We start from the raw sequence: 21,563 nt of genomic DNA, 5'->3' as shown, positions 1-21,563 counted from the left end.
ACTATGGATTGTTGCGCCAGGGGGCTATCAGCCCTCGGCGTTGAGAGCCGGCTTCTGTTTCCAGTCGCGAGACTCTGCTGCCGCGCGCGACTGCAGCTGCGACCACGTCGATTACCGTTGCAACTGGCGCGAATGCCGGGCCGAGCTCAGAGCGAAAGCTCTCTCGAGATGACGAGCTACAGTTTCGAACGTGTGCTACCATACGATAGCGAGGTGCTCTTCGATATCGCCGCCGATGTCGAGCAGTACCCGGAATTCTTGCCCTCGTGGAAGGCGGCGCGCATCACCAGACGCGAAGGAAATACCTACTGGACCGACCAGACCATCGGTCTTGGTCCTCTGCGCGCGAGATTCGGGCTCGAAGACGATTCTGAGCCCGCCTCAGCGGATCGAAGTGGTTTCGAGCGAACCGCCTTTTCGGTCGTTCTGCTTATCCTGGATCTTCGACCCGTACCCCGATGGGCGGACGCGGATAACCTTATCTGCGCAATTCGATCTCCGTTCCAAGGTCCTTGAGAGGATGGTCGAGCCGATCCTGCGCGGCATCACTGTAGCAACCGTTACCGCCTTTGAAGCGCGAGCGGCGCGACTGCATGGGGATCGCTAAGCCTTCTGGAAGCTTGGCTGGAAAGATCGCGTTGGCCATGGATTGGCTTATGCCTCTCGATAGACCCCGCGCAAAACATCGCTGCGCTCATCCGGCAGGATCTGACCTCCCAGCCTGATCGCTGTTTGACCAGGATCAAGGGATTGGGCCGGCACCGGCGCCTAGGATGAAAGTGAGCGTTGCCCCGTTCCTTCAGTGGGCGCTCGATATTGCCAGTGCCTCAGGGCCAGCCCGGCGCCGTGGGGGAACGAGCACGATCTGGACGGCGGTGCTGAGCTTCAACCAGGCCGAAGGAGACACGCATGGCCGAAGCGAAAGAAGCTACGAGGGAGGATCTCGAACTGAGGCTACTGGAGCAAGTCGAGCCGCGGGCCGCCGAGCGTCGCCACATCGACATGACGATGGGCGGCATGACCTGCTCGCATTGTGCGCCAGCCGTCGAGAAGGCGCTTCAGGCGATCGATGGTGTGATCTCCGCCCACGTCAATCTCGCCAACAAACTGGCAACGGTCGACTACCACCCGGCCCGCGTCAACGCCATGGACCTGGTAAAGGCCATCCGTACCGCCGGCTATTCGCCCGGGGCTGCCACGGTCCGCATCCCCATCAAGTCGATGCACTGCTCGTCCTGCGAAATGCGCATCGAGCTCGCCCTGCGGATGACGCCGGGTGTGCTCTCGGCGCGGGCCAATCTCGGGACCAGCGCAGGGGACGTGGAATATGATCCGAGCACGGTCGATTTCGAGGCCATCCGGCGTGCCATCGAGTCGTCAGGGCACAAGATCGCGGAGCCCAAGGCGGCAGCGATCAAGGCGGCGGTCGAAGAGGATTCCGATCCGGAGCAGATCGTGCGCGAGGAAGAATATCGCATGCTGCTCGGCGTGCTGAGTCTGCCCTGTCCGAGACGCGCTGAACTGGCCATCACCGGAGGTCCCACGCCTCCAGAACGATCACTGTTCCCACGTCCCCGATCACCTGGCGGTTTGAGGTTGTCCGCGCACAAGCTCCGTTGAGCTGCGCAAGGCGGCCTGGCGTTCATGGATCAAGGTGACAACATGCCAGACGGTTCCTCCAGCAGCGCCCCCACGCGCGACCCTGCACAGCTCAAATTGACGATTGGGTTAATTGCAGGCATTTGGATCGCTTCCGACATCGGATACTATTTCCTGCTGCCCGCGCTGGGAGAGAAATCCGACTATAATGATGGCCCGATAGCAACCGCGCTGTACTACTTTTTTTGGACAGGCATCGGGATCATCGCATTCTGGCCCCAGTATGCCAGCTGGCCTCTCTACGCCAGATGGGCCACCTTCGAGAATCGCCTGACGAGTATCATCGTATGGTCTCTCGCTTTTGCAGTGAGCGTGATGTTCGCGGCCTATCTGCTTCCTGCCTTGCCCCCGTTTGACCCGCACGAAGGGATCAATCCACCGGAGCTTCCGCTTGCCACGCCTTGGTACTTCCTGCCGAAATCGATCGAGATCCTTTTCCAGCAGCTCCTCGTCGTGGCCCTCGTTCTCACCTTGTCGGCCGAAAACTGCAGCCTTCGCAAAATATCGCTCTGTTGCGCGACCTTGTTCGGCTCGGCGCACGTTCTATTGGCCTTCGGTGATGTATCTTGGGGGTATGTTGCGCGATTTTCGATACTGGCCGCTGCCTTCGGGCTCGCCTTTCCATACCTGATCCTAAGAGTGCCGAACGGTTTTGCCTATTCATATGTAACGCATTGGGGCTACTACGCGGTGACCGTCGTGATGGCGCGTACATTGGGGCCCGGGGCGATTCCCGATCTCGTAAAAGGATTGTTGGGTTGGTCTTAGGCTTTTGCGGTCCCGCGCTGCTCATCCATCAGGGACAGGTGTCGCGGGCGTGGGAGCGAGGGTGCACCGCGATTTGTGGAAGCTTTGGACCAATCGGCTGCCGAGAAGGATGCGAAGCATGAGCGCGTGGCAGAGTGGTGCCCCGAAATGGTCCACGAGGATTTCGTTCAAGGCCAATCTCTTGGTCGGTGCCGGATTCATTATGCTCCAGGGGCTCGTTCTTCTTGCCATGGGCCAACCGGCAATCTGTGAGTGCGGCTATGTAAGGTTCTGGTCCGGCGCAGTCTTGGGCCCGGAGAATTCCCAACAACTCACCGACTGGTACACCTACACGCACGTTATCCACGGGCTTGCGTTCTATCTGCTCCTCTGGCTCATGGCGCCAGCTTCCCCCATCGGCCTTCGCTTTGCACTTGCTGTCGGGCTCGAAGCCGGCTGGGAGGTGTTCGAGAACACGCCCCTCATCATCAATCGGTACCGGGAAGCGGCGCTCGCGCAGGGCTATTTCGGCGACAGCGTCATCAACTCCGTATCCGACACGGTCGCAAGCGTCGGCGGCTTTGTCCTCGCGCGGACATTGCCGGTGTGGACAATCGGCGTGCTTAACATCATACAGCTCATCTACCCGAGCAAAGCCATCTCAAACTGGCAGGTTGGAGGCTGAAAAAACGGTGGGTGCAGCGCCCTCGCCGCGCAGCTCAGATTCGAGCCGCCGCTTTTGGGCGCCGTGCGGAAATCGGCCTCAGGCGCACTTCGACCTTGTGCATCTTGCCGTCGCCCGGCAGTGCGACAGGGCCGCTATGCGCCTTGCCGTCGACCTTTATCTCGACGCGGCCGTGGCCGATTCTCCCGGGATCCTTGACGGCGATATTCAACGTGCCGCCGGACGTCCTGATTTCCGCCTTGAAGCCGCCCCAGCCCTTGGGCAAGGCCGGATCGATCGCCAGCTGCCCGCACCTCATTTTCAGCCCAAGGATCGCCTCGACGCCGAGACGCCAGGTCCATGCGGCTGCGCCCGTATACCAGGTCCAGCCGCCTCGGCCCGTGTGCGGATCGACGCTGGCGATGTCGGCCGCCACCGCATAGGGTTCGACGCGGTAGTGGTTCGCTTCGGTCCGGGTTGACGCATGGCTGGCAGGGTTGAGGAAGCTGAAAATCCTGGCCGCCTCGTCGCCTTCGCCCAGCCGGGCGAAAGCATGACCCAGCCATGCCGCCGCATGCGAATATTGCCCGCCAGTTTCGGGGAAAGTGGACGCCCCTCTCCCGCCGCCCGCCGGACACGACCGCGAGCCTCCTGCCGGCGAATGCTCCACTCCACCGGATCGGCCGGCCCATCCGACCGCGGTGGCAGGCCCAGCACGTGGAGAAGCGTCAGCGGCGCGTTCAGCGCGTCCGCTATCGCCATGGCATGGGGGATGAGCCTTCGCGCCGATGCGGAGGCGTCGAGACAAGCCAGAACAGGCGAAGACGCTGCCGACGACGATCGTTCGGAGACTTCCGTGTTGGATTGGTGAACATGGTTCGATACGGACGGCGATGCCAGCATACCGGCCTCCCTAATGGTAGGCTCGCGCGGGAGGAGAACGGTTGCGATTGCGCGGTCTTGGCGGGCTTTCACCGAGCCGGCGTTCCCGCGTCTGGTACTCGTCACCGCGGAGCAGATCTGTTGCGTGTCGGTCGATGGCGAAACTGTGCGCCGCCCAGCCGCGCCGATCATTGATCCGCGTCAAACCAGGTCGAAATGTGAAACCGATTGACGATGTGACGAATACGGACCCGCGCTTCCCGGCTACCCATTGAGACAGATCAAGGCGGCGCGGAAGGAAGCTGCCTTTCCTGTACCTGAAACCAAATAAGGATCCGAATCGACGTTGAGCATGTGCTTGCGGTTCATGCGCGGACTGGAACGGCTGCGTCGATACAGTCGGCCGACTTTGACATCGATTGCCGCGTGATATCGCAGTCGCGGCGATGGCATCACCAAGCTATCGGTCGCTCAGCTTGCAGCGTGAAGCTCTGCACCGGACGGCCCGAACTGCGTCGCCGATGCACACCAGATCGCCTTCCCTGTTGCGAAGATAGGCGTCGATGGCATATCGCGCCTCGGTCGGGACTGCGACATGCAGGTTCATGACCATTTCTTCTCTCCAAGATCCGGTAGCAGCGGCGGACCGGCACCGTCTCGGCACAGCGCACCCGCCTCATCGCCTGACGACATCAAAATGCTTCCGACGGCGGCCGACATTGACCTTCATCAACAACACTCCCGAAACGTCACAGCGTCGCCGCCCGGGGTGGTTTCTGTCATCCAATGGCGACGTCCAGGAACATCATGACCACCAGCCCGATTGTCAGCCCCAGGGTGGCCTCCTTCTCGAAGCCGTTGCGGTGTGTATCCGGGATGATCTCATGGCTGATGACATAGATCATCGCACCGGCCGCAAAGGTCAGGCCCCATGGCAGGAGCAATTGTGACAGGCTGACTGCATAGGCACCCGCGAGACCGGTGAGCGGCTCGACTAGGCCGGTGAGGCTTGCCACCGCGAAGGAATGCAGTCTTGAATAGTCGCAGCTCATCAGGGCGAGCGCCACCGCCAGCCCCTCGGGCAGATTCTGCAGCCCGATCCCGATGGCGAGGGTGGTGCCGCCAGCAGTATCACCGCCGCCGAAGCCGACGCCCACGGCAAGCCCTTCGGGCGCATTGTGGATCGTGATTGCGATGACAAAGAGCCAGATACGGGCGAGCGCCCGGGCTTGCGGCCCTTGCCGCCCCTGGAAGAAGTGCTCGTGGGGAACGAACTCGTTGATCGCGGCCATCGCGGCTGCGCCAAGGGCCACCCCGGCCGCTGCGACCGCTGCCGGAAGCATGTTTCCCCCGTATATCTTGCCCGCGGTCTCCATGCCCGGAAGAAGCAGGGAAAAGAACGATGCCGATAGCATCACGCCGGCTGCAAAGCCGAGAAGCACGTCGTTCAAACGTTGCGAGACGGACCGGCCCAACAAGGCGGGCAAAGCGCCCACGCTTGTCATCAGACCGGCGAGGAAACTGGCGAGAAAGCCAATAGCGACCATATTCATGGTTTCACCCCGCCCCAGCGCGGGAGGTCACCTCGCCTGCCGGTTGATCCGAGCAACCAGCGATCATGCTTCTTGGAGACCTGCCGGCGCATGCGTCCGTCTGTGTGCGACTACGCACGGGGCTCGGCCCTTCACAGCTCGACGAGCGCTGCAGGCACGGTGAGGGATAAAGAAGGCCGCCTTCACCACTAGCGCACGATGATGGTGGTGCAGGGAGCCAGATGAGCCACCTTGTGGCTCACGCTTCCAAGCAAAAGGCCCTGCAGATCCCCGAGACCCCGACTGCCGATCACGATCGCGCCGGCGTCTCGGGCTTTCGCCGTGTCGACGATCCCCCGGGCCGCGTCGCCCTCGACGACGAGGCTCTCAACATCCAACGCGCCCTTGGTTTGCGCGAACTTTGCCCCCTCGGATGCGATACGCTCGGCCGCACTCCTCAGAATGTCGGCTTCCGTCACGCGTACTTGCTCAATGCGCTCTAGTTCCTGCATTTCTGGAGAGATGCGCCCACTGCCATGCACCCGCTGGACATGAACGACCAGTAGCCCTGCGTTCTTCGATCGGGCCAAATCCGCCGCAAACTCGAGGGCCTTGAAAGCGTGCTCGGAACCATCGGTCGCGCACAAGATGAGCTTTGTGTTCATGCTGCTCGCTCCATGTTATCAGGCAATGTTGATATGTGTTGCCATGACGCGTTGCTTGCTCCCACAGTGTGCGGAAGCTGAACATGATCGGCGGTAGCCCGCTTTGACGTGCGTCAAGAAGGCGTGGGAGAGACGGTCACGGAGGTCGTTGAGCCATGGCCCGCAAGAGCGCTGCCATCTTGCCGTTCAGACGGCGAGGCGGGAAAATGCAGGTTCTCCTCGTGCATCTCGGCGGCCCGTTCTGGCAAGAACGGGACGACTGCGCCTGGTCGATCGCGAAGGGAGAATACAGCGATGACGAGCAGGCTGAAGCCGCGGCGCGTCGCGAATTCGCGGAAGAGACCGGATGGGGTGTAGCGGATATGTTGATTCCGCTCGAAGATATCCGTCAGGCCGGCGGAAAATCCGTCACCGCCTTTGCGATGGTATCGGATGAGGCAATGAGTCCAACAATACCGGTGAACAGGTCCTTCGCCGGGATGCCCAAGGAAGGACACTCCGTGAGCTATTATTTCAGCAAGACGATCGACATGCCCTTCGACGAGGCGACGGTGCATGTGACGAAGGCGCTCGCCGCCAAGGGTTTCGGCGTGCTTAGCACCATCGACGTGCGCGCGACCATGAAGAACAAGCTGGGAGAAGAATTCAGGCCCTATACGATCCTGGGCGCATGTAACCCGCATTTCGCATGGCGCGCCTTGCAGCAGGAAGACAAGATCGGCACCATGCTGCCATGCAACGTGGTCGTCAGCGAAGTCGCACCAGGCAAGACCGAGGTCGCGGCGGTCGATCCGCTGGCATTGATGGCCGCGGTGGACAATCCGGCGCTGGGCGAGATCGCCGGTGAGGTCCAGCACCTGCTGCGTGACATGATCCGGGATTTGTAGCCGGTGCGTGTCTCGGCCGCGCCAGAGCCGTCCATCTTCTCCGAGTCCCTTCTCAGACGGGCACTGCTTTTCCTCGCTCTGCTCGGCCTGGCCGTCGGCTCGATCCTGCGCTTCACGATCGAGCCGCCGCTGGCCTTCGGCATGCGGCCGGAAACGATCTGGGCAGCAGCGGCCCTTCCCGTCGCAGCGGTGCTCTTCGTCTCCATCCTGCGCGATTTCTGGATCGGCCGGTTTGGCGTCGATGCTATCGCGCTCATCTCCATCTCCGCGGCGCTGCTGCTCGGTCAGTCGCTTGCAGCGATCGTCGTGTCGATCATGTATGCCGGCGGAACGGTCCTGGAGGACTTCGCCCGCGGGCGCGCCGAGCGTGACTTGACGGCTCTCATTGACCGGTCACCGCGCTTCGCGCACCGCAAGGCCGGACCGTCACTGGAGACGGTGCCCATCGAGGACGTCAGGCCGGGAGACGAACTACTTGTGCGGGCGGGGGAAGTGCTGCCGGTGGACGGCGTGCTCCTCGACACTACGGCGCGCATCGACGAGTCGGCCGTCACAGGCGAACCGCTGCCGGAAAGCCGCCGCGAGAGCGACCTCCTGCGTAGCGGCACGGTCAATGCCGGCGAGGCCTTTGCGATGCGCGCCTCCGCGCCCGCCGACCAGAGCACCTATGCCGGCATCGTGCGCATGGTCGCCGCAGCGCAGACCGCAAAGGCGCCGTTCATCCGCATGGCCGACCGCTACGCCCTCTTTCTTCTTCCGACGACACTGTTTGTCGCCGGCATCGCCTGGTATGTTTCGCACGATCCCATCCGCGCGCTCGCGGTGCTCGTCGTCGCCACCCCCTGCCCGCTCATCCTCGCTGCACCTGTAGCCTTCATCGGCGGCGTCTCGCGGGCGGCACGTGGTGGCGTCCTCATGAAGGGCAGCGCGGCGCTCGAGGCGCTCGCGCAGGCGCGCACCGCGGTCTTCGACAAGACCGGTACGCTCACCCACGGTGGGGTTCATCTCATCGAGGAGGAAACGGCACCCGGGCAGAACCCCGACGATGTGCTACGGCTCCTGGCGTCGCTGGAACAGGCCTCGCACCATGTCGTTGCTGGTTCCATCATCGGCGAGTCGCGCAAGCGTGGCCTGGCCCTCGCACACCCCTGTGTGGTGCGGGAACATCGCGGATCCGGCCTGGAAGGGGTCGTGGAAGGCACGCGAATCCGCGCCGGCGCGCGAAGATTCGTGCTCGGAAGAAGCCACCCGCCCTTCTGGATGCTTGACAGCGAGGAACGGTATCGTGGGCAGCCGGTCCTCAGAGTCTATGTCGCCCTGAACGGCCGCCTCACTGGCACCTTCACCTTCGGCGACGCGGTGCGCAGCGATGCAAAGGATGCGCTTGGTGCCCTCAGGTTGGCCGGCATTAAGCGGACCGTCCTCTTGACGGGAGATGACGCGGAGACGGCAAAACGTATATCGGCGGAACTTGGGCTCGACGCGGTGATCGCCGAAGCCACGCCCGCGGACAAGGTCGCAGCCGTCCGCGATGAGATGCGGAACGCCCCGACGATGATGATGGGCGACGGCATCAACGACGCGCCGGCGCTGGCGACGGCAACCGTGGGCGTGGCCATGGGAGCCGGCGGCGCCACGGCATCCTCGCAGGCCGCAGACGTCGTGGTCCTGACCGACCGGTTGCTGCCGCTCGGCCACGCCATGACGATCGCGCACCGGACGCGCGCCATCGCCATGCAGAGCATTGTCGCAGGGCTGGCGTTGTCCGGCATCGCCATGATCGCGGCTGCCTTCGGACTGATCACGCCGGTCGCCGGCGCCCTTCTGCAAGAGGGTATCGACGTGGCAGTGATCCTCAACGCCCTGCGCGCGCTCGGCGGGAAGACAGCATAAAGAGATGACTCCTCGCCAGGGTCCCAATCATCGGATTTTTCGAACAACCGACAACGGCAGTACATACCTTGACCTCGCGCAATGCTCGGGACGGGTTAATTCTGTCTGATTGGCTAGCTGTCCGCGGAAGGGACCGAAGAGGATGATGGATTCGACTATGGCATCGAGATTGGACAAGGATCGACGCTGGGCGCGACCTGAAAACGATTGTTGCGGACATCCTCTCGCATGTCACAGGCGTACGGGCGGATCAGGCGCCTAGCGAGAGAACAGAGGCTTGAGTTCCTTCCAGGGCCGGGTGTTCAGAACATCGGCTGCTTCGATCCATCCGCGCCGCGCCTGGTCGACCCCGTAGCGCATGGCGTTCAGCCCAACGGTCGAATGGGCATCCGTCGAGATCGACAGTTTCACCCCAGCCTCCCTTGCCTGCCGGCAGTGGACGTCGTCGAGGTCGAGCCGCGTCGGGTGCGCGTTGATCTCAAGAAAGCAGCCGCGTTCCCTGGCGCCGTCGATCACGCGGTCGAGGTCGACGGCGTAGCCGGGGCGCTCGCCCAGAAGGCGCCCCGTGGGATGGGCCAGGATGTTGAAGCAGCGGTTGTCCATCGCCCGCAGAATCCGGCGCGTCTGCGCTTCGATATCGAGGTCGAAGCGGTAGTGGACGGCGCAGACGGTAAAATCGAGGCGCTTGAGGATGCTGTCGGGCAGGTCGAGCTTTCCGTCCGCCAGAATGTCGACCTCGCAGGACTTGAGCAGTTGCAGGCCTTCTACGTGGTCGTTCAGCCGGTCTATCTCATCGAACTGAGCGGACAACCTCTCCGGATCGAGCCCGTGTGCCACCGTGGCGTGCTTGGAATGGTCGCTGACGGCGAGATACGGAACGGATTGGCGCCCTCTATCTCGAGGAGGTCAGCCATCCGATTGAAGAGCGCAGCTATGTCGGCATTGTGCACGGCCATCTGTTCACTTTGGCTTGAATGAAAGGCGCCGCGTTGATTGGCGTCAAAACCTCATCGAGAGAAGAGCGCTATCCTTCATTCTCTTTCGTGAAAGGAGGAAGCAATGAGAGTCTGGGAAGCCATGCACAAGAGCGCCACCTGGGTTCCGCCGACGATGCCCGTATCCGAGATCGCCAAAATCATGAAGGAACAGGACATCGGCGCCCTGCCCGTCGGCGAGAATGACCGCCTGATCGGAATGGTGACGGATCGCGACATCGCCATCCGCGCCCTGCCGAACGGCCGCGACATTTCGGCCTTGACCGCGCGAGACGTGATGTCCGCAGGCATCTCCTATTGCAGGCCGTGAGCGAACACCACGCTTGAGGCTCGGCCTAATCGCGGCGCGCTGATGCCTCTTTACGGGCGAGTGTGTGCCTGCTCGTCCCCTTTCGATTGAGCAGCGGGAACGTAACTCATGGAAACACCGGTCGAGATGGACTTTCACGGGGTGGAGGGCTCACCCTGGATTCAGGACTTGCTGGAAGAGCACGTGCGGGAACTGGAAAGCCGTTACGGACGGATTACAAGTTGCCGCGTTGTCGTGACCGGCCCTGGTCACCGCCATCGTTCGGGCGGGCTCTACGACGTCCGCGTCCATCTGTCTCTGCCGGAAGGCAGGGAGGTTGCCGTCGACCGGGTGAACCACAGCGATGAGCGCTACTCCGACATCCGCTTCGCGATCAACGACACCTTCAAGCGGGCGCGGCGACAGCTCCAGGATGAGGCACGGAAGCTGCAAGGTCAGACGAAGCATCACGAGCCGCAGCCGACCGGCACGATCGCTCGCATCGACCCCTCGGGCGAGTTCGGCTTCATCGCGACCCAGGACGGCGAGGAAATCTACTTTCACCGAAACAGTGTCCTCGCCGGTGCATTCGACCGGCTCAAGCCAGGAGTGCGCGTGACCTTTGCCGAAGAGGAAGGCGAAAAGGGGTCGCAGGCGAGCACCGTCAGGCTGATGGGAAAGCACGGCCTCAGATGACGGCCTCAGGCAACCCCTCCCGCGTGGCAGGGTGGGAGCACTTCCACCACGACGCGGATATCGGCGTGTGCGGATATGGCGGCTCGGTCGCGGAAGCCTTCGAGCAAGCCGCATTGGCGCGTATGAGGCCCCTCATCCGTGTCAAAGGTTGACCGCACCGACCCGCCCTTGATCTCCGTCAATGCCCCACCGAGCCATTCCTCGAAGATGGAAAAAGACGAAGAGGAGGCGCAATGTCCGGCATCGAGGCCCTGACCAAAGTATCCGAGCGGCGCATCCGAAAGGATCCGGTCGCCCTTTCTCCGCGGCCGAACCTACTCGACTACGAGGCGGAGCGCTCGCGCTTCGACTGGGCCGACGCGTGGAAGCTCCTCGACGGCCTGCCGGGCGGCAGGGGCTGCAATATCGCCCACGAGGCCGTCGACCGCCATGCGACGGGCGCCCTGGCCGACAAGATAGCCATCCGCTGGATCGGCAAGACGGGTGCGCGGCGCGACCTTACCTACAGCGACCTTTGCCGCGAGACGAACCGCTTCGCCAACGCGCTCGCCGGTCTCGGCGTCACGCCCGGGGAGCGGGTTTACGTGCTCATGGGAAGGCTGCCCGAACTCTATGTGGCCGTACTCGGCACGTTGAAGGCGCGCTGCGTGGCCTCGCCGCTCTTTTCCGCTTTCGGCCCTGAGCCGATCGCGACGCGGATCGGCATCGGCGAGGGCCGCGTCCTCGTCACCACCCCGGAGCTTTACCGCCGCAAGGTGGAAAGCGTGCGCGAGAAGATGCCGAGCCTCGAGCATGTCATCCTGGTCGGCGACGGCGTGGCCGAAGGCCCCGGCCTCCACCGCTGGTCGGTGCTCGTGGACGGCGCGTCGGCGGACTGCGAGATCGGCCCGACCGGTGCCGAGGACATGGCGCTCCTGCACTTCACCAGCGGCACGACGGGACGGCCGAAGGGCGCCATCCATGTGCATGGCGCGGTGGTGGCGCATCATGTGACGGGCTTTTATGCCCTCGACCTGCATAAGGACGACATCTTCTGGTGCACCGCCGATCCCGGCTGGGTGACGGGCACGAGCTACGGCATCCTGGCGCCGCTGACGAACGGGGTCACCAGCATCGTCCTAGAAGCCGAGTTCGACGCCCAGACGTGGTATTCCACCCTCGAGCGCGAGCGCGTCACCGTCTGGTACACCGCGCCCACCGCCATCCGCATGATGATGCGGCTCGGCGCGCAAGCCGCCAAGAGCTATGATCTGTCCGCGCTCCGCTTCGCGGCAAGCGTCGGCGAGCCGCTCAATCCAGAGGCGGTGGTCTGGGGCCTGGAGGCCTTCGGCCTGCCCTTCCACGACAATTGGTGGCAGACCGAGACCGGCGGCATCATGATTGCCAATCTGGCCGCCCTCGACATCAAACCCGGCTCCATGGGCGTGCCGCTGCCCGGCATCGAAGCGGCGATCCTGCGCCACAAGGACGGGCGGAACGTCGAGGTGATCGACGAGCCGATGATCGAGGGCGAACTGGCGCTCAAGAGGGGATGGCCCTCTATGATGCGGGGCTACCTCAACGAGGAGGAGCGTTATGCCAAGTGCTTCGTCGGCGACTGGTACCTGACGGGCGACCTCGCCAGGCGCGACGAGGATGGCTACTACTGGTTCGTCGGCCGCGCCGACGACGTCATCAAGTCGGCGGGACATCTGATCGGCCCCTTCGAGGTCGAAAGCGCCCTGATGGAGCATCCGGCGGTCGCCGAAGCCGGTGTGATCGGAAAGCCGGATCCTACCATAGGCGAGATCGTCAAGGCCTTCGTCGCGCTGAAGCCCGGCCGAGAACCGTCGGAGCAACTCCGCAAGGAGCTTCACGGCCACGCGCGCAAGCGGCTTGGGCCGGCGGTGGCGCCCAAGGAGATCGACTTCTGCGCGAACCTTCCCAAGACGCGCTCCGGCAAGATCATGCGGCGGCTCTTGAAGGCGCGCGAACTGGGCTTGCCGGAGGGTGATCTGTCGACACTGGAAAGCAACGAGACATGAGCCAGAAGCCGCATCTCGACCGCGAGCACGGCCAGCACTTGTTCCGCCAGATGCTACGCATCAGGCAGTTCGAGGCCAGATGCGCCGAGCTGTACCAGGCGCAGAAGATCAGGGGCTTTCTCCACCTTTATGACGGCGAGGAGGCGGTTGCCGTCGGCGTCATGCAGGCGCTCGATGAGCGCGACGCGGTGGTGGCCACCTATCGCGACCACGGGCACGCGCTCGCCAGGGGCCTGCCGATGGGCGCACTCATGGCTGAAATGTACGGCAAGGTGGAGGGCTGCGCCCGCGGGCGCGGCGGCTCGATGCACTTCTTCGACCGCCGAAGGCGCTTCTACGGCGGCAATGCGATCGTCGGCGGCGGGCTGCCGCTCGCCATCGGCATCGCCATGGCCGACAAGCAGCTCCACCCGGGCGCCGTGACAGCCTGCTTCTTCGGCGAGGGCGCCGCCGGCGAAGGCGCGTTTCACGAGAGCATCAATCTTGCCGAACTCTGGGACCTGCCGGTGCTCTTCGTCTGCGAAAACAATCTCTACGCGATGGGTATGCCGCTCGAACTCGCCGAAGCCGAAACGGACATCTTCCGCAAGGCGGCCGCCTACCGCACGCCGACGGAAGCCGTCGACGGCATGAACCCGGTCGTCGTGGAGGCGGCGGCCAGAAAGGCGGTGGCATCGATCCGGGACGGCAACGGTCCCTACTTTCTCGAATGCCGGACCTACCGCTTCCGCGCCCACTCCATGTTCGACGCCCAGCTTTATCGCACGCGCGAGGAGATCGAGCTTTGGAAGGAGCGCGATCCCATCCCGCGCACGCAGAAGTGGCTGGAGGAAAACCACATGATCTCGCCGGAAGAATTGCGCGAGATCGAGGGGCAGGTCGAGGCAGAAATCGAGGAGGCTGTGGCCTTCGCGGAAGAGGGAACCTGGGAGAGCGTCGAGGATCTCGAGCGCTTCGTGCTAATGGACGAGGTGTCGGAATGAACGACCGGAGCGCCAGGGAAGGCATGAACCGGATGACCTATCGCGAGGCATGCCGGCATGCCATCCGCGACGCGCTCATCAACGATGCGCGCACCTTCCTGATGGGCGAAGATGTTGGACTCTATGGCGGCTGCTACGCCGTCTCCAAGGGCCTGCTCGACGAGTTCGGGCCTGAACGCATCCGCGACACGCCGCTGGCCGAGGGCGCCTTCGTCGGCGCGGGCATAGGCGCCGCGATGGCGGGGCTCAGGCCCATCGTGGAGATCATGACCTGCAATTTCAGCCTGCTGGCGCTCGACCAGATCATGAACAACGCCGCCACCATCCCGCACATGTCGGGCGGGCAGTTCGCCGTGCCGCTGGTGATCCGGATGGCGACGGGCGCCGGACGGCAGCTTGCCGCCCAGCACTCGCACAGCCTGGAAGGCTGGTTCGCCCATATTCCCGGCCTGAAGGTGCTGGCGCCCGGCACGGTCGAGGACGCACGGTACATGCTGAAGGCGGCGCTCGCCGATCCCAATCCCGTGCTGATTTTCGAGCACATCGTCCTCTACAACGCCGAAGGCGAGCTGGACCCGGACGTGATGGAGGTCGACATCGCCAGGGCGAAGATGCGCAGGCCCGGACGCGACGTGAGCATCCTTGCCTACGGCAACAGCCTGCCGAAGGCTCTTGCCGCCGCCGAGACGCTTGCCGAAGAGGGAATCGATGCGGAGGTGGTCGACTTGCGCGTGCTGCGTCCTCTCGACAATGCGACGATCTTCGAAACCGTCGCCCGCACCCGGCGCTGCGTCATCGTCGACGAGGGCTGGAAGAGCGGGTCAATCTCCGCCGAGATCGCCGCGCGCCTGTCGGAGGAGCTGTTCTTCGAGCTTGATGCCCCGATCCGGCGCATCTGCAGCCGCGAGGCGCCTGTCCCCTACGCGGCGCATATGGAGGAGGCGGCGTTGCCGCAGACCGCGCAGATCGCGGATGCTGCCCGCAATCTGGTGAAACCGCGATGAGCGACTTCGTGATGCCATCGCTGGGCGCCGACATGGAGAGCGGGAAGCTTGTCCAGTGGCTCGTCAAGCCCGGCAGCGCGGTAAAGAAGGGCGATGTCGTCGCGGTCGTCGAGACCTACAAGGGCGCGTTCGAGATCGACATCTTCGAGGATGGCGTCGTCTCGGAGTTGTGCGCGAAGGAGGGCGAGGAGTTGCCGGTCGGTGCGCTTCTTGCGCGCATCGCCGCGCCGGGAGAAGAGCCCGCCGTACCCGCAAAGGCCGCCGAAGAAGAGCCGAAGGTTCCCATCAAGAAGCCGGCCGCACTCAAACCGGCACCTGCGAAGGCTGCCCCCGTGCCTCGGCCATCGCCGGTGCCATCCCGCGGACGGACAAAGATCAGCCCCGTCGCCCGTCGTCGAGCAGGCGAACTCGGCATCGATCCGGACATGCTCAACGGCACCGGCATCGACGGCTCGGTCACGCTTGCGGATGTGGAACTGGCGGCAGCAAAGGGCATGTCGGCAAAGGCGCCCTCCCCCGCCGCCGCTCCCGCCGTGCGCCGGACGGGCTTCGACCCGGACCAGATGCGTCAGGCCATCGCGACCGCCATGGCGCGCTCGAAGCGGGAGATTCCGCATTATTATCTTTCGAGCACCATCGACATGAGCCGGCCGCTCGCCTGGATGGAAGCCTTCAACAGGGAGCGCAGGCCCGAGGAGCGGCTGCTGCCGGCCGTCCTCTTCCTCAAGGCGACGGCGCTGGCGCTGCGCGAGCATCCGCAACTCAACGGCTTCTGGGAGAACAACCGTTTCCGCCCGGCCGACGGCATCCATATCGGCTGGGCGATTGCGCTGCGCGGCGGCGGCCTCATCGCGCCCGCTATTCACGAGGTGGACCGGTACGCGCTGCCCAGCCTGATGGAAGCGCTGCGCGATCTCGTGGCGCGCGCCCGCGGCGGCGGCATCCGGGGCTCGGAGATGATGGACCCGACCTTCACGGTCACCAGCCTCGGCGAGCGCGGCGCGGAATCGGCTTTCGGGGTCATCTATCCGCCGCAGGTCGCCATTATGGGCTTCGGCCGGACTGTCGTGCGTCCGTGGGTCGTCGACGGGGATGTCACCGCCCGCCCCCTCGTCACGGCCTCGCTTGCCGCCGACCATCGGGCGAGCGACGGCCATGCCGGCGGCCTGTTTCTTTCCGCCGTCGACCGCTTTCTGCAGGAGCCCGTATCCCTATGACCGAAGCTGAAATCCGCAAGCTCGCCAGCGAGATCCTTTCCGACATCGCACCGGAAACGGATCCGGCAGCACTTGCCGGCGGCAGCGACATCCGCGCAGCACTCGACATTGATTCCATGGATTTCCTCAACTTCATCATCGCCCTCAACAAGCGAACCGGCGTGGCGATCCCCGAAGAGGACTATCCGAAGCTGTTCACGATGGACGGCGTTGTTGCATATCTCGCGGGGAGCGCGTAGCCGAAGGGTGCGCGCGATGAACCTGACGGCAAGCGGCAACGGCATGAAGTCAGACCCATTGGAGGCGGAAGTCTCGCGCTTCATCTGGGAAAGCAAGTATCGCGGCCGTGCGGGCGACAGGATCGTGGACGACACGGTCCGCGACACCTGGCGGCGCGTCGCCCGCGCAATCTCCCGGGCGGAGCCGGCGGACCGGCAGAGATGGCAAGCCGCCTTCCTGACCCTGCTCGACGGCTTCCGCTTCCTGCCTGGCGGACGCATCCTTGCAGGCGCGGGCACCGGGTTCAAGGTGACGCTCTTCAATTGCTTCGTGATGGGAACGATCGGGGATTCCATCGACGGCATCTTCGGCGCGCTGCGCGAGGGGGCGATCACCATGCAGCAAGGCGGCGGTGTGGGCTACGACTTCTCGAGCCTGCGCCCGCGCGGCACGCCAGCGCGTGGGGTCGGCTCGATCGCCTCCGGCCCGGTCTCCTTCATGGGCCTGTGGGATTCAATGTGCGCGACTATGCTTTCGACGGGCTCGCGCCGCGGGGCGATGATGGCCACATTACGCTGCGACCATCCCGACATCGAGACCTTCGTCACAGCCAAGCAGGCGCCGGGCGCGCTGTGCCATTTCAATCTCTCCGTGCAGGTGAGCGATGCCTTCATGGCAGCCGTGCGCGCGGACCGGGAGTGGGCCCTGGTCTTTCCGGCAGCCGGCGGAGAGCCACCGGGCGAGGAGGTCGTCCTTCGCGACTGGACCGGCCGCGAAGGCGCCATGCGCTGCCGGGTGCATCGGCGCCTTAGGGCACGCAATCTGTGGGACAGCATCCTGCGGGCGACCTATGACCATGCGGAACCGGGTGTCCTGTTCATCGATTGCATCAATCGGCTCAACAATCTTCACTATCGCGAGCGGCTCACGGCGACGAACCCCTGCGGCGAAATCCCCCTGCCCCCTTATGGAGCCTGCGACCTCGGCTCCATCAACTTGACCCAATTCGTCCGCGAGCCTTTCAGCGCCGGCGCCCGGCTCGACGAGGATACGCTTGCGGAGACCGCGAGGCTTGCGACCCGTTTCCTCGACGACGTGATCGACGTGTCACGCTTCCCCTTGCGCCGAGAGGCAGAGGCGGCCCGCAACACGAGGAGGATCGGGCTTGGCATCACGGGATTGGCCGATGCCCTCGTCATGCTCGGCCTCGACTACGGCAGCGAGGAAGCACGGGCGGTCGCGACAGGAATCATGCGGACCGTCTGCCTTGCCGCCTACCGAACCTCGATCGAGCTTGCCGCGGAGAAGGGCATGTTTCCAGCCTTCGCCCGAGACGGCTATCTGTCGAGCCCGTTCATTGCCGGCCTTCCTGCAGACATTCGCGATGCCGTCGCAAAGCACGGCATTCGCAACAGCCACCTGATCGCCATTGCGCCGACCGGCTCCATCAGCCTTCTCGCCAACAACATATCGAGCGGGATCGAACCCGCCTTCGCGGCCGGCTACAGTCGCAACGTGCTGGACGCGTCCGGTGATGTCCGTGCCTTCGAACTGACCGACCGAGCGGTGGCGTCGTGGCAAAGGACTCGGCTGCCTTCGCAGAGCCGGCTGCCGCCCGCCTTCCGCTCGGCTGCCGAACTTTCTCCCAGGGAGCATCTTCTGATGCAGGCGGCGCTGCAACCCTTTGTCGACAACGCCATCTCCAAGACGATCAACGTCGCGGAAGAAACGTCATTCGAGGACTTTCGCGGCGTCTACGACATGGCGTATGACCTTGGCCTGAAGGGCTGCACGACTTTTCGCGTCTCACCTGCCCGCGCCGCGATATTGAGCGCTGGAAACGAGGGGGCCAATGCGCCGCATTGCTGCGTCATGGAGCGCGAGGCTGATTGACGCGCCGGCTGGAATCTATGACGGCACGACCCACCCCTCGCTGGTCTTGACGTAGGAACGCTTGACGGCGCCCCAGGCAATCCTGTGCGATGCCGCCTCCTGACGTGGATCACCCTCATGCGCCGCGAATGCTTGGTTGAACGCCTCGCGATAGATATCCTGCGCATGCTCCGGCAGGGATCGTCGCACCGATGGCGGGAGGTGAGCATTCGTGGCGTAGGGCACTGGCCGCTCCAGATTCTTGCTCTGCAACCGTGCGCATTTCCCTCTTCCTTCGGCAATTCAGGCTCAATCCGGCCAGAGATAGTGAAGCGCAGGTGGCGTTGCCGCCTTTGCATTTTCGAGCTCCGGGGCGGACAGCCGTGCTGCCAGCAAGGCAAGCAGCGCACGGGCGACCCGTTCGGCGTCGATCGCGGGACTCCGATGGACGCCGTCGTGGATCCGTTCCAGAAATGCACCCCTGCCTCGGGCAGCAGCGTGTTGGCCGGGATGCCAGCCCTCATAGTAAAGTCCGCGCAGCAGCGGCGGTAGTTGCGCGCCCAAGGAGATCGCTTCGTCTCGCCCCAGAGCATCGCGAAGCGCATGCAAGCCTGCAACGAGAGCCAGGTAGGCATGGTCACTCTCGTGCCATCCTAGGCGCTGCATCAGGTCATCGATCCAGCTTGTGGTGTCCTCGACAGCCTTGCGCACCTCTTGGGTAACTGTCACCGGTCGATCTCTCCTCGTGGCGTCTACGCCTTGACCTCGATCTCGTTGACGACGTCATCAACTCCGAAGACGTACCAGGCATCGGCTTCGGCCGCGTAGCGCATCTCGCTCGCCTTCACGAGTCCCGTGAGGCGAGCGATCCGGCCTCTGATACCCACACGAACCTGGGAGGCATCCACAAAGCGGTCCTTCTCAAGAGCGATGCGAACCGCTTCCTCGATGAGAATCGGAGCATCCTCTTCCGGCGGATTGACGGCGATTCCGTTGATGACGTCCCGGCTCCCGGGCACCCACCATGCAAGCACACCAGCCAGACGCTTCGATGTGAGGCTCGGCACCGAACCGTTCAATGTCACGACGCCGTTCTCGACTTCGAACTCGATCGTGCCAAATTCGTGATAAGGCGAACCACGAACCAAGACCGCCCTTTCACCTTGCCTTTCGGCTATCCGCGCGCCTGTGAATGCCGACTCCTGAATGAAGGTTTTTCGCAGATGATCGAGGATACCGTCGTCGCTCATCGGAACGGGCGGCCGCAGGTGGAGCCGATCGACGATGCCGTTGATACCGGGAATCGCTGCAAGCCGCTCCAGAGCGAGCCGCTTCTGCGCGACCGTATTCACTTCTCCCTCGATCAGGATCGCTCCATCGGCTTCGAGCCGGATAAGGTCTGGCTTGAACTGCCGACCTATGCGCGGCTCGCTCCGCAGTGCCTTGAGCGCGTGCTGCACAAGTTCGGCATCTTCCATCACCTGGTTCTCCGCAAGCCAATTCCATTACGGCGAGAAGCCGGAACGTCTCGCTTCTCGAGCCCGTTCCGACACGATCAGGTGATACTCTTGGCGTTGAAGCCGGTGAAAAGCGTGCTTGCAGACAGAGCCATCAGGATGACGCCGATGATGACAGAATTCCAGACAAACGGCGTCATTTCTGCAAAGCCCAGGGCCCAGGGCGCAATGACGAGCCATACGCCCAGGAAGACCTCCACCCATTCTTCCCACAACTGGTCCGAGGCCAGCGCCACAATGCCCATGATGACAATTGCCGCGCCGACGACGTAATGGCTCCACGCCGCCATTCCCGTGACCGCAGAATCGGGAAAGAAGTACGGGATGACCCAGGGCGAAAGAAACACGTAGAATCCAATCAGGGTCGTAATCCAGTCCTGCCAACGTTGTTCGTTCATTTTGACCTCCATTACGATCGCTCAGGCATTTCGCCCACCTAGCTGCGGCGCGCGATCTCCGGCCACAAGCTTCTGAGCGACACCGGCCACTGATCGATGATCTTTGCCGTCTCGCCCGGATCGAGTTCCTTGAAGATGACCGCGAAGACGCCGCGCGCGACTGTGAGGGCGTCCATTGGAAATTTCGGCGGCAACTCGCTTGCGACATGGTCGCAGAACTCGTTGACCGTGTGGTCTTCCCTCGGCTTTCCGGCAATCCGCCAGCCCTCGTAGTAGAGTCCGCGCACGACCATCGGCAGTTGGGCGCCAAAATGCACCGCGCTTTCAGGTGTAAGCCGGTCACGCAGCGCGTGCAACGTGGCCCTCAGCGCGCTGTAAGCGTAGCGTCGCTCCTCGAAGTGAAGCTGCTCGGCAACAGCCTTGAGCCAAATGTTGGCCTCCTGCACGGTGTGATCGAAGGTGGGATGTCCGCTCGTCATGGTCAACTCTGTTTGCTCCAGAGGTCCGACCTACCGAACACCGGGAGTATCGAACCATGCCGTCTGTCTTATCGACCAAACTAGCCGACGCATCCCGAACCTTCATTGATGCATATCAACGCCGCGAGGGCCGATGCGGAAACCTTCGCTGTATTGACCTCCGTCAACGCAGAGGGTCCCGTTCCACTGTCATGCTGTTATGATCACATGTGGCGCGGAGACCGCCGGGAGGGTAGACGATGAAGCCTACGGAGAGAGCCAAGACCACCCATCCATCCGGCAGACGGATCGCCGGCCGTGCGCAGGAAGATCGTGTCGATGATCCCTACCAACGGCAGCAGAAGCCGCGTGGTCCTGCCGTCTGTCCTAAGTGCGGCGCCGCCTTCAAGGACGGGCGATGGCAATGGATATCCACGCCGACCGATACCGGGCACGAAATTTGCCCCGCATGCCGGCGGATCGAGGACGGCTATCCCGCTGGCGTCCTCACCCTCACCGGGCCCTTCGCGATACAGCATCAAGACGAAATCCTTCGCCTCGCACGGCATCAGGAGGAGCTGGAGAACCGGGAGCATCCCATGAACCGGATCATGGGCATCCGCAAGGACGAGAGCATGATCGAGATCACGACGACGGACATCCATCTGCCGCGCCGCATCGCCGAGACTGTCCACCGCGCCTTCCATGGAAGGCTTGTCTACCGTTACGAGGCGGAGCCCTACTCCCTACAAGTCAGCTGGTCGCGCGAAGAGGCAGGTGTGTAGAAATATCGCGAGATTGATGGAGATCTTCTCTGGCGGACAATCTGATCATTTGCTGCTTTTCTGCCAATGCCGAGCCGAACACCGATTTTCGGCGCCTCGTCGCCACGCTCGGCGAGGCGGTCCAGCTCATGCCCTCGGTGTGGTATGTCGCCTCGTCATATAGGGCAGGAGAAGCGG

Annotated in this window: 26 protein-coding genes and 2 pseudogenes; 18 read left to right on the top strand and 10 right to left on the bottom strand. The window is 63.5% G+C overall.

Translation table 11 applies throughout. From position 1 onward, the window contains the following. The first annotated feature begins 3 nt into the window (after positions 1-3). From GM910_RS27855 to GM910_RS15775, 5 genes are all read left to right on the top strand, one after another. Entirely contained in the window at positions 4-516 is a 513-nt protein-coding gene (locus GM910_RS27855; protein ID WP_425482693.1) for a type II toxin-antitoxin system RatA family toxin, read from the top strand. After that, the gene (locus GM910_RS27850; protein ID WP_425482692.1) at positions 440-607 is read left to right on the top strand and encodes a hypothetical protein; all 168 of its coding nucleotides are present in this window, start codon (positions 440-442) and stop codon (positions 605-607) included. Before GM910_RS27855 ends, GM910_RS27850 begins: the two co-directional genes overlap by 77 nt. Before the next feature lie 302 nt (positions 608-909). Further along, on the top strand, positions 910-1,620 hold the full coding sequence (locus GM910_RS15785) for a heavy-metal-associated domain-containing protein (RefSeq protein ID WP_159588868.1): 711 nt from the start codon (positions 910-912) through the stop codon (positions 1,618-1,620). Positions 1,621-1,644: 24 nt separating this feature from the next. Beyond that, entirely contained in the window at positions 1,645-2,427 is a 783-nt protein-coding gene (locus GM910_RS15780) for a hypothetical protein (protein ID WP_159588866.1), read from the top strand. 118 nt (positions 2,428-2,545) lie between these two features. Beyond that, positions 2,546-3,091, top strand: a complete 546-nt coding sequence (locus GM910_RS15775; protein WP_159588864.1) for a DUF2585 family protein — start codon at positions 2,546-2,548, stop codon at positions 3,089-3,091. 34 nt (positions 3,092-3,125) lie between these two features. Here GM910_RS15775 and GM910_RS15770 read toward each other — a convergent pair whose 3' ends face one another. From GM910_RS15770 to GM910_RS15760, 4 genes and pseudogenes are all read right to left on the bottom strand, one after another. Then, positions 3,126-3,740, bottom strand: a complete 615-nt coding sequence (locus GM910_RS15770; RefSeq protein ID WP_246226174.1) for a GH36-type glycosyl hydrolase domain-containing protein — start codon at positions 3,738-3,740, stop codon at positions 3,126-3,128. Between the two features lie 20 nt (positions 3,741-3,760). Further along, positions 3,761-3,832: pseudogene (locus GM910_RS27845) on the bottom strand (hypothetical protein); the annotation flags it as partial. A gap of 899 nt (positions 3,833-4,731) precedes the next feature. Further along, complete coding sequence (locus tag GM910_RS15765; protein ID WP_159588862.1) at positions 4,732-5,505, bottom strand: ZIP family metal transporter; 774 nt, start codon at positions 5,503-5,505, stop codon at positions 4,732-4,734. A gap of 188 nt (positions 5,506-5,693) precedes the next feature. Beyond that, the gene (locus tag GM910_RS15760) at positions 5,694-6,149 is read right to left on the bottom strand and encodes a universal stress protein (protein WP_159588860.1); all 456 of its coding nucleotides are present in this window, start codon (positions 6,147-6,149) and stop codon (positions 5,694-5,696) included. Positions 6,150-6,304: 155 nt separating this feature from the next. Between GM910_RS15760 and GM910_RS27635 the strand changes: the two are divergent. The 3 genes and pseudogenes from GM910_RS27635 to GM910_RS15750 form a co-directional block, all read left to right on the top strand. Beyond that, positions 6,305-6,469: pseudogene (locus GM910_RS27635) on the top strand (NUDIX hydrolase); the annotation flags it as partial. Positions 6,470-6,649: 180 nt separating this feature from the next. Continuing rightward, positions 6,650-7,036 carry a DUF302 domain-containing protein gene (locus GM910_RS26960; RefSeq protein ID WP_201285522.1) on the top strand — a complete coding sequence of 129 codons (387 nt, stop codon included), beginning with the start codon at positions 6,650-6,652 and terminating at the stop codon, positions 7,034-7,036. Positions 7,037-7,039: 3 nt separating this feature from the next. Next, the gene (locus GM910_RS15750) at positions 7,040-8,929 is read left to right on the top strand and encodes a heavy metal translocating P-type ATPase (protein WP_246226173.1); all 1,890 of its coding nucleotides are present in this window, start codon (positions 7,040-7,042) and stop codon (positions 8,927-8,929) included. A gap of 258 nt (positions 8,930-9,187) precedes the next feature. Here GM910_RS15750 and GM910_RS15745 read toward each other — a convergent pair whose 3' ends face one another. Continuing rightward, on the bottom strand, positions 9,188-9,766 hold the full coding sequence (locus GM910_RS15745) for a PHP domain-containing protein (RefSeq protein WP_246226171.1): 579 nt from the start codon (positions 9,764-9,766) through the stop codon (positions 9,188-9,190). Positions 9,767-9,988: 222 nt separating this feature from the next. Between GM910_RS15745 and GM910_RS15740 the strand changes: the two genes are divergently transcribed. The 9 genes from GM910_RS15740 (at position 9,989) to GM910_RS15700 (ending at position 18,249) form a co-directional block, all read left to right on the top strand. Beyond that, complete coding sequence (locus GM910_RS15740; RefSeq protein ID WP_159588856.1) at positions 9,989-10,234, top strand: CBS domain-containing protein; 246 nt, start codon at positions 9,989-9,991, stop codon at positions 10,232-10,234. Between the two features lie 108 nt (positions 10,235-10,342). Then, the gene (locus GM910_RS15735) at positions 10,343-10,909 is read left to right on the top strand and encodes an HPF/RaiA family ribosome-associated protein (protein WP_159588854.1); all 567 of its coding nucleotides are present in this window, start codon (positions 10,343-10,345) and stop codon (positions 10,907-10,909) included. Then, positions 10,906-11,061, top strand: coding sequence for an archease (locus GM910_RS15730; RefSeq protein WP_159588852.1), 156 nt, complete (start codon positions 10,906-10,908; stop codon positions 11,059-11,061). Before GM910_RS15735 ends, GM910_RS15730 begins: the two co-directional genes overlap by 4 nt. 81 nt (positions 11,062-11,142) lie before the next feature. Then, positions 11,143-12,933: an acetate--CoA ligase gene (gene acsA / locus GM910_RS15725; protein WP_159588850.1), complete on the top strand. Its 1,791-nt coding sequence runs from the start codon at positions 11,143-11,145 to the stop codon at positions 12,931-12,933. Further along, complete coding sequence (gene pdhA / locus GM910_RS15720) at positions 12,930-13,916, top strand: pyruvate dehydrogenase (acetyl-transferring) E1 component subunit alpha (protein WP_159588848.1); 987 nt, start codon at positions 12,930-12,932, stop codon at positions 13,914-13,916. Before acsA ends, pdhA begins: the two co-directional genes overlap by 4 nt. After that, a complete protein-coding gene (locus GM910_RS15715; protein ID WP_246226169.1) occupies positions 13,913-14,920 on the top strand; it encodes an alpha-ketoacid dehydrogenase subunit beta in 1,008 nt (335 codons plus the stop codon). Before pdhA ends, GM910_RS15715 begins: the two co-directional genes overlap by 4 nt. Next, the gene (locus GM910_RS15710; protein WP_159588846.1) at positions 14,917-16,137 is read left to right on the top strand and encodes a dihydrolipoamide acetyltransferase family protein; all 1,221 of its coding nucleotides are present in this window, start codon (positions 14,917-14,919) and stop codon (positions 16,135-16,137) included. The genes GM910_RS15715 and GM910_RS15710 overlap by 4 nt, the downstream gene beginning before the upstream one ends. Then, positions 16,134-16,376: an acyl carrier protein gene (locus tag GM910_RS15705; protein WP_159588844.1), complete on the top strand. Its 243-nt coding sequence runs from the start codon at positions 16,134-16,136 to the stop codon at positions 16,374-16,376. Before GM910_RS15710 ends, GM910_RS15705 begins: the two co-directional genes overlap by 4 nt. A gap of 16 nt (positions 16,377-16,392) precedes the next feature. Then, positions 16,393-18,249: an adenosylcobalamin-dependent ribonucleoside-diphosphate reductase gene (locus GM910_RS15700; RefSeq protein WP_201285515.1), complete on the top strand. Its 1,857-nt coding sequence runs from the start codon at positions 16,393-16,395 to the stop codon at positions 18,247-18,249. Between the two features lie 15 nt (positions 18,250-18,264). On the opposite strand, the gene GM910_RS15695 is transcribed toward GM910_RS15700, so the two are convergent. The 5 genes from GM910_RS15695 to GM910_RS15675 form a co-directional block, all read right to left on the bottom strand. Next, positions 18,265-18,474, bottom strand: a complete 210-nt coding sequence (locus GM910_RS15695) for a ChaB family protein (RefSeq protein ID WP_159588930.1) — start codon at positions 18,472-18,474, stop codon at positions 18,265-18,267. A gap of 63 nt (positions 18,475-18,537) precedes the next feature. Next, positions 18,538-18,957, bottom strand: coding sequence for a DUF2267 domain-containing protein (locus GM910_RS15690; protein WP_159588842.1), 420 nt, complete (start codon positions 18,955-18,957; stop codon positions 18,538-18,540). A 23-nt stretch (positions 18,958-18,980) separates the two neighbouring features. Then, the gene (locus tag GM910_RS15685) at positions 18,981-19,706 is read right to left on the bottom strand and encodes a BON domain-containing protein (RefSeq protein WP_159588840.1); all 726 of its coding nucleotides are present in this window, start codon (positions 19,704-19,706) and stop codon (positions 18,981-18,983) included. 77 nt (positions 19,707-19,783) lie between these two features. Further along, positions 19,784-20,143 carry an SPW repeat protein gene (locus tag GM910_RS15680; RefSeq protein WP_159588838.1) on the bottom strand — a complete coding sequence of 120 codons (360 nt, stop codon included), beginning with the start codon at positions 20,141-20,143 and terminating at the stop codon, positions 19,784-19,786. Positions 20,144-20,181: 38 nt separating this feature from the next. Then, on the bottom strand, positions 20,182-20,622 hold the full coding sequence (locus tag GM910_RS15675) for a DUF2267 domain-containing protein (RefSeq protein ID WP_159588836.1): 441 nt from the start codon (positions 20,620-20,622) through the stop codon (positions 20,182-20,184). Between the two features lie 239 nt (positions 20,623-20,861). On the opposite strand from GM910_RS15675, the gene GM910_RS15670 reads away from it, so the two are divergent. Further along, complete coding sequence (locus GM910_RS15670) at positions 20,862-21,386, top strand: BCAM0308 family protein (protein WP_159588834.1); 525 nt, start codon at positions 20,862-20,864, stop codon at positions 21,384-21,386. The last annotated feature ends 177 nt before the right edge of the window (positions 21,387-21,563 follow it).

This window comes from Chelativorans xinjiangensis (assembly GCF_009812055.1).
In the GTDB taxonomy this organism is placed as follows: domain Bacteria; phylum Pseudomonadota; class Alphaproteobacteria; order Rhizobiales; family Rhizobiaceae; genus Chelativorans; species Chelativorans xinjiangense.
This window is presented reverse-complemented; position numbering and strand designations above follow the sequence as displayed.